Consider the following 12,552-nt stretch of genomic DNA (forward strand, 5'->3'; position numbering starts at 1 on the left):
TGTGAACTTTGTGTTTATATCGATCCTTCTTGGGAAAAATATTTGCGTGCTGTGCGGATTTTTTTTCTCTCCACAGATTTTGGTATTGATCCCTAGCAAATAGAGTTAATTATTTTTATCGTGGAGTATATTGACAAACACAAAGTTCACAAAGCTTTGTGTTGACCTGGTTTTGTGAACTTTGTGTTTATATCGATCCTTCTTGGGAAAAATATTTGCGTGCTGTGCGGATTTTTTTTCTCTCTCCACAGGTTTGGGGATTTATCCGTACCAATTAGAATTAATTATTTTATCGTAGAGAATTTAGAGATTTTTTCAAAGAATACTTCTAACGATATATTCCTTTATTTCACATCCTAAAAACCTTTAGCAAAAACCAAAAAAAAAGAGAAAACCGAAGTTCTCTCTTTCTTAAAATAATCATCAAAATATTAAAATAGAATACTAAGAATAACAAAAACAATTACTACAAAAGGTTCTTAATATCAGATACAAATTTATCAATCAATTCAAAACAGAATTACCTGTAAAAGTTTTTTAAATGACAGTTTAGGACATATTTTTGAATTAGTTTTTATTTTATTCCTTTCTTTAACTTTTCAACACTGGGATCATTTAATAATTTGATTTGATTTACCACAATTTGCGCTACAGCCGAAGCTCCCTTTAATGACAAATGGGTATCATCTGCTTTATCCTTATCATAATAGGTGTTTTCTCCTGCCTTAAAATGCAAATGCAATTGTTTTGATTTTTCAGGTCCGTAGGATTGCTCTAATTGTTCTGTGTAATATTCTAAATCAATAAAAGGTACTTTATATTCTTGCGCTGTCAATCTGGTTTCTAACGGGTAATCTCCATGTGTGGGAACAAGCACTCCTTTTTCATTAAAATTTCGTCTGGCAATTGAGGTCAGCAATATTGGTATTGCCCCTTTTTCACGGCTTTCACTAATAAACTTTATAAGGTTGTACCTGTAACTCGTATGCGGATTTGTATATCGTGTTGAATCTTCTATTTTTTCATCATTATGTCCAAATTCAATCAGAACGTAATCGCCTTTTTTTAATTTTTTATAAATAGAATCCCATCGTTTTTCATTGATAAAACTTTTAGTACTTCGACCATTTACCGCTTTATTTTCTACAACAAAATTATCCTTAAAAAATGGCTGTAAAACCTGAGCCCATCCGTGTTCGGGATTTTTGTCGGGATCTTTTTTATTTGCCATTGTCGAATCACCAATGGTATAAATAGTTGTTTTTTGTGCAAAACAAGTTGCAGTGATCAGGAAGATTATTAGTAGATATTTCATTTTTATATTGTTATATTTTGGACTTTTTAGATTGTGGTAACTTTGTGGTTCATGGCACACGGATTATTCTTTGTCGAGGACAGGCGTTGTGGTAACTTTGTGGTTCATGGCACACGGATTCAACGGTTTGAACTGGTTTTCACTGTTTTTTTGTTCTTTGTCGAGGACAAGCGTTGTGGTAACTTTGTGGTTAATAGCACACGGATGCAACGGTTTGAACTGGTTTTCACTGGTTTTTTGTTCTTTATCGAGGACAAGCGTTGTGTAACTTTGTGGTTCATGGCACACGGATTCAACGGTTTGAACTGGTTTTCACTGGTTTTCACTGGTTTTTTGTTCTTTGTCGAGGACAAGCTTTGTGGTAACTTTGTGGTTAATGGCACACGGATTCTACGGATTGAACTGGTTTTCACTGGTTTTTTGTTCTTTGTCGAGGAAAAGCGTTATGGTAACTTTGTGGTTAATGGCACACGGATTCAACGGATTAAACTGGTTTTCACTGGTTTTTTGTTCTTTGTCGCGTTACTTGTGTGTCCTTCGACTTCGCTCAGGAGGACAGATTGTTGTATTGAACTTTTCAACGCAAACTTAAAACATCAAACCTCTTTTAACTTTATAACTCTTTTAAATTTCTACCACTGTACCTCTGTACCTTTGCAACTTTGCAACTTTGTACCTTTGTGCCTCAATACCTTCAAAAAAACTTAGCAACTCAGCAACTTAAAACCTCAGTAACTTCACAAAATCTATTTCGCGGCTGTTGGTACTGTTGCTTTTTCTCCGATGAAAACTTCGTTTAAAAGAACGTTTTCTGCGTTTGTACTTGAAATTGCATTTTTAGCCCATTTGATATCAATATTATTTAATGATATGTTACGCACTTTTTTATCTGCAAATCCCTGAATGACAATTCCTGATGCTGTGGCTTTGTTACAGGTAATATTTGAAAAGGATACATTTGATATATCTGATTGAAAACCTTTTCCTTCTCCGTGGTAATTTGCTGTGATATACAGGCAATCTTCTACCTCATCGAGTGCAATATTCCGGACAAAAATGTTACGGATAAACCCACCTCTGTCGGCATTGGTCTTTAAATAAATCCCTCTTTTTAAATACCCAACCGTTTTGCAGTTTTCTACATATACATTTTGAACTCCTGCTGACATTTCACTTCCAATAACAACTCCGTGAAGTCCTTTGAAATTGCAATTTCTTATCACTATATTTTCACTTGGCGTAGCTGAATTTGCTCTTCCTTCATGATCTCTTCCTGCTTTGATTGCCACGTTATCGTCACCATTATCAAAGGTCACATTTTCGATCAAAACATCCTTTGCATATTCCGGATCAATACCATCGTTGTTATAATTTAATGATTTATAACTTATTCCGCGAATGGTAATACTTTGCGATTTTAACAAATGAAGGCACCAAAAAGGGGAATTTTCTATACGTATGTTTTCAACCAAAATATTTCTACAATTAAAAAACTGAATCATCTGCGGACGTAAAAAATAACCGTCTCCCAATTTTCGGTCTTTTAACGGAATATTATTATGGTTCATGTCGCGGCTTAATTCCTTGCCCTTTCCTTCTTTGGCTTTAAAGCTTTTCCACGTTTTTCCTCCTTCTCCATCAATTGTTCCTTCGCCGGTTATGGCAATATTATTACATTCATATGCATAAATTAATGGACTGTAATTGTACAACATTGTGCCTTCCCAACTGGTTAAAACCATTGGTAAATAATCCTCGGGTTTATCACTGAATTTAATTTTTGCTCCTTTTTCTAATTTAAGATTGACGTTGCTTACAAAATGAATTGGTCCATTAATTTTATAAATTCCTTTAGGTACAATTATAGTTCCGCCATTGTTTTTTTTACACAACGACATTGCTTTGTCAAATGCTGCCTTATTGTTGCTGACTGAATCTCCTTTTGCTCCTGTTTTTAAGATGTTTATCTGATATTTATTAAATACAGGAAGCTGAATTCTATTTACAATTGAATCTACTTTTGCTGATGGGAATTCGTTATGCTGAGCAAAAGATGTCCATGAAATTAATAGAAAAATGAAATACTTAAAATTCATAATGTATGTTTTTATAATTTTTAGCCCACGGGTTTTAACAGGTTGAACGGGTTGTCGCTGGTTTATTTTTATACTTTAAAAAATCTGTTTAACCTGCGAGAGATTTTTAGCCCAGGGGTTTAACGGATTAAACGGGTTGTCGCTGGTTTATTTTATACTTTAATAATCTGTTTAACCTGCGAGAGATTTTTAGCCCACGGGTTTTAACGGATCGAACGGGTTTTCGCTGGTTTTCTTTTATTTGTGTTTCAAAAAATCTGTTTAATCTGCCAGATTTCTAGCCCACGGGTTTAACGGATTAAACGGGTTGTCGCTGGTTGTTGCTGGTTTATTTTATACTTTAATAATCTGTTTAATCTGCGAGGGATTTTTAGCCCACGGGGTTGAATAAAAAAAATCTGTGTAAATCTGTTTAATCCGTTATAATCTGTGGGCAAATAAAAAATCTATGTAAATCTGTTTAATCCGTTTTAATCTGTGGGCAAATAAAAAATCTGCGTAAATCAGTTCAATCCGTTATAATCTGTGGGCAAATAAAAAATCTGTGTAAATCTGTTTTACCCGTAAAATCAGTGGGCAATTCATATTTTATTTTGAATACCAATTCAATATGGTATCTTTTAGAATATTTTCTTTGGTGTATTTTTCAGCTTCTTTCTTTTTAAGTTGCTTCGACCATGCCACTCTTTTTGAAGGTTGAAATCCTTCGCCTTTGCAATTGTATTCGGCATATAAGGTGTTTTTTTCTGCTTCCGGCTTCGACCAGTTTTCCCAGCCTTCGGGTTTTATTTGTTTTCCCATGTCACAGTTGATGTACACCGTTTTAGCATATATACGCCACGGTCTGCCTAAATATACTGTTGTTGCAGCGGGTTCTGCAGTGAGTTTACAATTTTTAAAAACAAAACCAAAAGCGGTTCCTTCCGGTGTTGATGCGGCTGTGATATAGGAACTTTTTATACTGTGAATCTCGCAATTTTCAAATAATGCAGTTGCACTTCCGAAAATAAAATCGGTCGTACCTTCAATGTAACAATCTTTGAAATATTGTTTGGCATTTGTTCCTGATAAATACAAAGTGTCCTGATTGCCTAATATATTACAGTTGAAAATTTGGGCACGATTTGCCAAAACCGATAATGCAATTGCCTGACCTTTGTCTCCCGAAGCATTTTTGATAGTTAAATTTGATGCCGAAAAATCATCTCCTTCAACTAAAACCGTAGCGGTGTAAAAGGTGCTGTTTCTTCCTAAATTGATTCTGGAGAAATTATCATCAAATGTTATTATGGTATTTTCTTTGCTTTCGCCAATTAAACTTAAGCGTGTATTCCATTCCGGAATTCGGACTTTTTCGTTGTAAGTTCCGTTTTTCACAAATACTGTCACTTTTTCGTAAGGAAATGACGGACTTGCATTTATGGCTTCCTGAATTTTAGTAAAGTCACCGGAACCGTCTAAAGCAACTGTAATATAGTTCGTTTTTTTTGTGTCAGATGTTGCTGCTTCCGAAACTTTTACACCGTTTTTAATCGCCCAGGCAGGATATTTTTTCAGTACTTCTTTAGGCGCATCAGAATACCAGGAATAACCATTGCGTCTTTCAGTACCAATTTCATCAATTGATTTTTTCTTGATTCCGTCACGGTCACAAAAGAAGGGTTCGTTGTTATCAAGTTCCATAAATCTTGCCCATATTGGTGCTGCATTTTGGGTAGGAATCATTTTTTTGTCTGTAATTTTCCCTGCATCATTCAATATACGCTTCTCTTCAAGATTGGTAATTTTTGTTTTTTCGAACCAAATATCAGCACTTTTAACTGCGGTAATAACTTCAGGCGAAGGTTTTTCTATTGACATTAATAACAAAACAATTTTAGCCGATTCATATCCACTTAAGGATGCAAGCTCAAAGGCTCTTGCATTGGCTGGAGCCAAAGTAAATTCATCATGTTGCGCACACCAGGCAGTTAAAACTCCGTTTTGTTTGTATTGTGTTTTCAGGATACAATCAATTCCTTTATCAAAAGATTTCTTTGCTTTATCAACTGTTTCTTTTGACGGTTTTATGCTATAATAATCAGATTGTTCACTGACTTGTTTCATGATATTCAGGATATTTACCATCGAATCATCATTGTAAGTAATGTGTGTGTAATATCCTTTTTTTAGAGGAAAAAATTGTGGCCATCCTCCATTATCATATTGTGCCTCGAACAAATAATTTAAGCCTTTTAAAAAAGATTCTTTGTAACGATTATCTTTAACCTGAGCATACATTTTAGACATGAAAAGCATTTCCTGGCTTGTTGCTCCATTGTCTGTAGTGACTTCTTTTGTTGTGCTTTTTGTGGCGAGTAATTCCTTTTTTTGTTCAGGAGTTAATTCCTGCTGCATCTGGATGTTTTTAGGCCAGCCGCCAATGTCTCTTTGGTACAGTAAAACATTCTCGGCTATCTTTTTAGCTTCGTCTGTGCCAAACCAGCTTGCCTCGCTTTTACGAATAATATCCGACCAGTTTTTATACTTGTTTTGGGCATTTACTCCAAAACTAATGCTGAATAAAACTAAGAGTATGTACTTTTTAAATGGAATCATTTTTTATGTTTTTATTATCGTTGCGCATATTATTTTAACACATAGAGACATAGCTTTTGTAGACTTTAAAAGAAGTCGTTTCACTTGAAATAAATCTCATAGTGCTATGCGAAAAAAATCATTTTCTAAAATGTCTTAATTTATAATTTCAAATCTATGTATCTATGTGTTAAATATTTTCTCACGCAGATTTGGCAGATTTTTTAATCCTCTTATTTAAAATCTTTTTGTATGTTTTTATTGTTGTTCCCTTTTTTTAAAACACATAGAGACATAGCTTTTGTAAATGGTTAAAGTCGTTTTACTTAAAATAAATCTCATAGATACTAAGCGAAAAAATTCATTTTCTAAAATGTCTTAATTTATAATTTCAAATCTATGTATCTATGTGTTAAATATTTCTCACGAAGATTTAGCAGATTTGGCAGATTTTTTTAATCTTCTTATGTGAAATCATTTTTATATGTTTTTATTTTCGTTGCCCATATTATTTTAACAAATAGGGACATAGCTTTTGTAAATGGTTAAAGTCGTTTTACTTAAAATAAATCTCATAGTGCTATGCGAAAAGTTCATTTTCTAAAAATGTCTTAATTTATAATTTCAAATCTATGTATCTATGTGTTAAATATTTTCTCACGCAGATTTGGCAGATTTTTTTTATTCTTTTACTATACTATTTTTATTTTGAACCTTTCTCAAACTTCGACACTTTGTCCCTTTGTCCCTTTGCACCTTTGCACCTCTGAATCTCTGAACCTTTGCCCCTTCTACAGCTTAGTAACTCTAAACCAATCTACCGCTACATTTCCTGAATCATTGGTTACTTTTTGGCTCAAGGCAAAAAGACCTACTTTGGCGCCAATCCATTTTCCTTCTTTTGAAACAAAATCAGATCCTATTGGCTGGTATTTTTTATCATCTATACTATAAAAGAAACTGCAAATACCGCCTTTTTTAACTTTTACTCTCAGGTAAATTGTATTGTTTGCTATTTGTATTGGTGCTGTTTCTGATTCTGAAACTTTTTTATCAAAAGTTCCTGTTTTCTGGTTTAGATATAATTTTCCGTTATCGTTTTTAAAGTTCAGGTAACTGTAGTCCAATCCCATGATTATCAATCCTGTTGATTCTCCGCTTAATCTTGTATTGAAAGTCATTTTTGTAGTGACTGTAAATTCTTCGGCAGGAAATTTTTGCAATAATAAATTGGGTGCATCAAAAATTTTCTGATTGTCTTTTAAAGTGGTTTGGCAAAATAAATTTAAATACCCTAAACTCGTCGGAAATCCCCAATTAATTTGAGAATTTGCCTGCCATTGCCACTGTAATCCTAATTTTGGTTCATTGAATTCATCTGATTCGGCCGGAGTTTCTATTGGATATTTCTTGCCTACATTTGGTTTTTTGAATGTTGTAACCGGTTCTCCAATTCCGTTTTTGTCAAAATCCTGTCCCATAAGCGGCCAGTCTTTTTCCCATTTCATAGTCTGAAGATGTACGATCCTGCCGTATGCGCCTTTATCCTGAAAATGTATGAACCAGTCTTCACCTGTCTGAGTCTGAACCCAAGCTCCCTGATGTGGTCCGTTTATATTCGTTTTTCCTTGTTCGAGAACTTTCTTAGTTTCATAAGGACCAAATACATTTTTAGATCTTAAAATGGTTTGCCAGCCTGTAGCGACACCACCTGCAGGAGCAAAAATGTAATAGTAATTGTTACGTTTATAGAATTTAGGACCTTCAATTGTACCTTCACTTTCGTGTCCGTCAATTACCATGACTTCATCATTATTGACCACCGTTCCTTCGGCATTCATGCTGCAAACTACGATCAGACTTTTTATCTGTGCGCGGCTTCCGGCAAAAGCATGAACAAGATATACTTTCCCGTCATCATCCCATAAGGGACTTGGATCTATTAGTCCGATTCCTGGTTTTACCAAAAGCGGTTCTGACCACGGTCCTTCTGCTTTTTTGGCTTTTATCATGTAGATTCCAAAATCAGGATCAGGATAATAAATATAGAATTCATTGTTATGATACGTTATACTGGGTGCCCAAACGCCATTACCATGCTGTACTTTATTAAAAGTCTCAAACGGAGGCTGTTTTGCCAATGCATAACCGATAATCTTCCAGTTTACGAGATCTTTTGAGTGTAAAACAGGCAATCCGGGAATGCAATTGAAAGATGACGCTGTCATATAAAAATCATCTCCAACGCGAACGGCATCAGGATCTGAATAATCAGCGTGAATTATAGGATTTGTATAAGTTCCGTCTCCATTATCAGGCACCCAAACCTGGGCAAAGTTCTTTTGAAAAGGGATTAATGATAATAGGAGAATTAAGGCTTTTAAATTTTTCATTTTTGGTAATAAATTACATTTGGGTTAAACCCGACAGGTTTTGAAACCTGTCGGGTTTGCTGCATTCTTCGACTTCGCTAAGGAGGACAAACTGTATCGAGTTTGTTTGCAATCCTTCGACTCCGCTCAGGAAGACAAACTTGACCGGGATTAAACCAGAAAGGTTTTAAAACATGTCGGGTTTCTTGACAAACTCTATTATCTGTTCAATTCTAACGCCGCTAAAATAAAAGGTCCTGTGGCTTTAGGATCATTGTCTTTCTTTTTTTCGTTTACATAATAATCATATGTACCATCACGATAAGGAGTTCCGCCTAAACCAGCGACCTGACAGCAGTTTGTTAAGGTAATACCTCCGTCCTGATCTACACCTTTAATTAAAACTGTAGTCAAACCATCAAAAGCTTTATTGGCTAATTTTTTATATTTTGCAGGTAAATAGCCTTTGTTTGCTCCTTTTGCAAAAGCATAGGCAAACATAGATGATCCTGATGCTTCAAGGTAATTTCCTTTTGCACCCACTTTGTCTGTTACCTGATACCATAAACCTGTTTTAGGATCCTGGAATTTAGCCAAAGCAACACATGCATTGTTCAGATACTTTACTAATTCTTTTTGTTTTGGATGCTCTTTTGGCATATAATCCAATACATCAACAAGTGCCATAACATACCATCCTAAAGCTCTTGACCAGAAATTTGGCGAATTACCTGTTTCTTTATTTGCCCACGGCATTTGTTTGCTTTCATCCCATCCGTGGTACAACAATCCCGTTTTAGGATCTGTTGCGTGCAATTGAATTAATTCGAATTGTTTTGCAATATCATCAAAGCTTTTTCCGCCTTCAAAGGTCAGGGTATATTGTGCATAAAAAGGTTCTCCCATGTACAAGCCATCCAACCACATTTGATTTGGATAAATTTGCTTGTGCCAGAATCCTCCGCTTTGTGTACGTGGCTGTTCTGAAAGTTGTTTGCGTACTAATTGCATCGCTTTGAGGTATTTTTCTTCTTTTGAAGTGGCATAAATATCAAAAAGCAAACGTCCCGGAACTACTAAATCAATATTGTATTTGTCAAATTCATAGGTTTTAATAGTTCCGTCATTTTGTACCAACTCGTCTACATAACCTCTTATATAAGCTTTGTATCTTGGATCCGGATTTTTTTTGTCTAATTCTTCAATAGAATGTAAAACCAAAGCATGAACATAATCCCATTTTGGTTTTTTAGAATCGTCTATCATATAAGCTTCAGGATGACGTTTCATTAAGGTCAAAGCCATTTTATCAGACCATTTCAAATCCTTGGAAATTACTATTTCTTTCTTTGCCGGTTCTTGCGAGGCTACTTTACAACTTGTAAAAGCCATCAAACAAACTAAAGCAACCGATGCGAAATAACCTTGTCTTTTATTTTTCATTTTCAAATATATTTAAATTCTTCTATTTATCTAATTCAATTGCGGCCAGGATAAATGGTCCTAAGCCATGTGAGTTGTCTATTTTTATTTTCTCTTTAATATAATAGTCGTAAGAGCCATCACGATACGGATTTCCTCCTAATCCTGCGCTGGCACAAACTTGTGTGATGTGAATTTCTCCATCAGGATCAACAGTTACTAATTTATTAATTAAACCGTCAAAACCTTTTTCTGCAAGCTTTTTATAATTTGAAGGTAAATATCCTTTTTTTGCACCTTTGGCAAAAGCATAAATAAACATTTCAGATCCTGAAGCTTCGAGGTAATTGCCTTCTTTTGTACCCGAATCTATGACCTGATACCACAATCCTGATGCATCCTGATATTTTGCCACTGCAGTAGAAATCTCCTTTAGATACTGAATCATTTCTTTGCGTTTTGGATGCTCTTTTGGCATATAATCCAACACATCAACCAAAGCCATCATGTACCAGCCAATAGAGCGCGACCAGAAATTGGGCGAAGTTCCTGTCTCTTTATTCGCCCACGGCATTTGTTTGCTTTCATCCCAGGCATGAAAAAGCAAGCCTGTTTTTTTGTCGATTGTATGCAAATGTATTTGTTCAAATTGTTTGGCAATATCATTAAAATCTTTGCCTTTATTAAATTCTGCTGTGTAACGGGCGTAAAATGGTGTTCCCATATATAAGCCGTCAAGCCACATTTGATTTGGATATATTTTTTTATGCCAAAATCCACCGGAATTTGTTCTTGGATGCGTTTCTAATTGCTTTCTCAGCGTTTGCATCGCAGTTAGATACCTATTGTCTTTTGTTTCTTTATAAAGGTCAAAAAGTATTTTTCCGGCGTTTATATAATCAATATTATAATCTTCCAGTTTGTAGTTCATGATTTCACCTGAACTATTGATAACGGTTTCGCCGTATTCTTTTACGTAATTTTCATAAACAGAATTATTGGTTTTTTTATACAATTGCTGATAAGACATCGCTACTAAACCTAGTTTATAATCCCATTTTGGTTTTTCGTTATTATCGACTTGCCACAATTTTGGATCGCGTTTGATAATAGAAAGTGCCATTCGTTCTGACCATTTTAGATCTTTAGAAATTACAACTTCTTTCTTTAAAGATTCCTGAGCGGTTATTTTACCAGCCGAGAATACCACCAAACTAATTAGCAAAATTGAAGCAGAACAAACTTTTTTTCTATGTATCATTTTTTACGCTTAATGGTTTACTTATTCAATTCGATTGCGCTGAGCAAAAATGCTGCTAAAGCCGGCGAACTATTGTCTTTGGCTTTACTGCTGCTATAATATTCATTTGTTCCGTCGCGAAAAGGTTTTCCTCCTAACCCTACATTCGATGAAACATTTGAGATTATTACCTGACCTTTTTCATCTTTTTTCACAAATTCTTTCAGGTAAGCGTCAAATGATTTTTGTGCGGTTTTTTTATAACTGGAACTTAAATATCCTTTATCTGCGGCTTTTGCCAAAGAATAAATAATCATTGCCGAAGCCGAAGATTCTAAATAATTCCCTTTTAAATCCGGTTTATCCGCAACCTGATACCATAAACCTGATGCACTTTTATGTTCAACAACACTTTTTGCAATTTGGTTTAGATATTTTATAAGCGTTTTATACTTTGGATGTGATTTAGGAAAATAATCCAATGTTTCTACTAAAGCCAGCATATACCAGCCATTTCCACGTCCCCAAATGGTGGGAGATGTTCCTGTTTCCAGATTTGCCCAGGCAATTTGTTTGCTTTCATCCCAAGCCTGATATACCAATCCTGTTTTTTTGTCAACAAGATGATTTTGAACCAATTCAAACTGTTTGGCAATATCATCCAGAGCTTTTCCTTTTTCATATTTAACGGTGTATTCCGTATAAAAAGGTTCTGCCATATACAAGCCGTCAATCCACATTTGGTTGGGATAAATTTGCTTGTGCCAGAATCCTCCGCTTGCCGTTCTGGGCTGACTTTCAAGCTGCGTTCTCAATTGCTGAATCACTTTTAAATACCGATTATCTTTCGTATCATCGTATAAATTAAAAAGCAATTTTCCGGGATTTGCACAATCGATATTGTATTCGTTAATATCGTATTTTTTGACATTTCCGTCAGCATCAATCATTTCATCAGCATATTCTTTGATGTAATTGAAATACTTTTTATCGTTTGTTTTTTGATATAATTTTTCGAAACCTGACAATACCAAACCCATTTTATAATCCCACTTCGGTTTTTCTGTTCCGTCGATTTGATAGGCTTTTGGGTATTTGTTCAAAATGGTAATCGCTGTTCTTTCTGACCATTTTAAATTATCAGGAAGAACAGTATTTTCATTTGTCTGCGCGATTGTTTTGCTGCTAAAGATTAGTAGCAAAACGATTAAATTGATATTTTTTAAAACCTGTTTAGACATATATTTTAAAATTGTATGTTGCTTTTTTGCCACAGATTAAATGATTTAAAAGATTGATTATGATCCTTTAGTAAATGATTATATGCTATTTGAATAATTTTTTCCTGCAGTCCCAATAGCCATCTGAATAAAGGATTAAATTGATTACACATACTTTTTTTAACACATAGAAACATAGCAATTTGAACTGATAAAAAGTCGTTTTACTTTTACATAAAAACACATTAGTTACTATGTGAATAAGCGAGCTTAATTTGTATTCTTCTAAAACTAAAAAAATCTATGTTTC

Annotated in this window: 8 protein-coding genes; 1 reads left to right on the plus strand and 7 read right to left on the minus strand. The window is 34.6% G+C overall.

From position 1 onward, the window contains the following. Nucleotides 1–574: 574 nt before the first annotated feature. A complete protein-coding gene (locus ACHRVX_RS23740) occupies nt 575–1,315 on the minus strand; it encodes a rhamnogalacturonan acetylesterase (RefSeq protein ID WP_395337065.1) in 741 nt (246 codons plus the stop codon). Between the two features lie 51 nt (nt 1,316–1,366). Between ACHRVX_RS23740 and ACHRVX_RS23745 the strand changes: the two genes are divergently transcribed. Further along, the gene (locus ACHRVX_RS23745) at nt 1,367–2,023 is read left to right on the plus strand and encodes a hypothetical protein (protein WP_395337067.1); all 657 of its coding nucleotides are present in this window, start codon (nt 1,367–1,369) and stop codon (nt 2,021–2,023) included. Between the two features lie 38 nt (nt 2,024–2,061). Here ACHRVX_RS23745 and ACHRVX_RS23750 read toward each other — a convergent pair whose 3' ends face one another. The 6 genes from ACHRVX_RS23750 to ACHRVX_RS23775 all read right to left on the minus strand — a co-directional run bounded on the left by ACHRVX_RS23750 (nt 2,062) and on the right by ACHRVX_RS23775 (nt 12,263). Next, nucleotides 2,062–3,411 (minus strand): glycoside hydrolase family 28 protein, encoded by a 1,350-nt coding sequence (locus ACHRVX_RS23750; RefSeq protein WP_395337069.1) that lies wholly within the window; start codon nt 3,409–3,411, stop codon nt 2,062–2,064. Between the two features lie 588 nt (nt 3,412–3,999). Then, complete coding sequence (gene pelA / locus ACHRVX_RS23755; RefSeq protein WP_395337071.1) at nt 4,000–6,009, minus strand: pectate lyase; 2,010 nt, start codon at nt 6,007–6,009, stop codon at nt 4,000–4,002. Between the two features lie 770 nt (nt 6,010–6,779). After that, entirely contained in the window at nt 6,780–8,381 is a 1,602-nt protein-coding gene (locus ACHRVX_RS23760) for a glycoside hydrolase 43 family protein (RefSeq protein ID WP_395337073.1), read from the minus strand. A gap of 198 nt (nt 8,382–8,579) precedes the next feature. Continuing rightward, nucleotides 8,580–9,803 carry a glycoside hydrolase family 105 protein gene (locus ACHRVX_RS23765; protein WP_395337075.1) on the minus strand — a complete coding sequence of 408 codons (1,224 nt, stop codon included), beginning with the start codon at nt 9,801–9,803 and terminating at the stop codon, nt 8,580–8,582. Nucleotides 9,804–9,825: 22 nt separating this feature from the next. Continuing rightward, on the minus strand, nt 9,826–11,043 hold the full coding sequence (locus ACHRVX_RS23770) for a glycoside hydrolase family 105 protein (RefSeq protein ID WP_395337077.1): 1,218 nt from the start codon (nt 11,041–11,043) through the stop codon (nt 9,826–9,828). A gap of 17 nt (nt 11,044–11,060) precedes the next feature. Further along, nucleotides 11,061–12,263, minus strand: coding sequence for a glycoside hydrolase family 105 protein (locus ACHRVX_RS23775; protein WP_395337079.1), 1,203 nt, complete (start codon nt 12,261–12,263; stop codon nt 11,061–11,063). Nucleotides 12,264–12,552: the final 289 nt, after the last annotated feature.

Source organism: Flavobacterium sp. FlaQc-47 (genome assembly GCF_044006475.1).
GTDB lineage: Bacteria > Bacteroidota > Bacteroidia > Flavobacteriales > Flavobacteriaceae > Flavobacterium.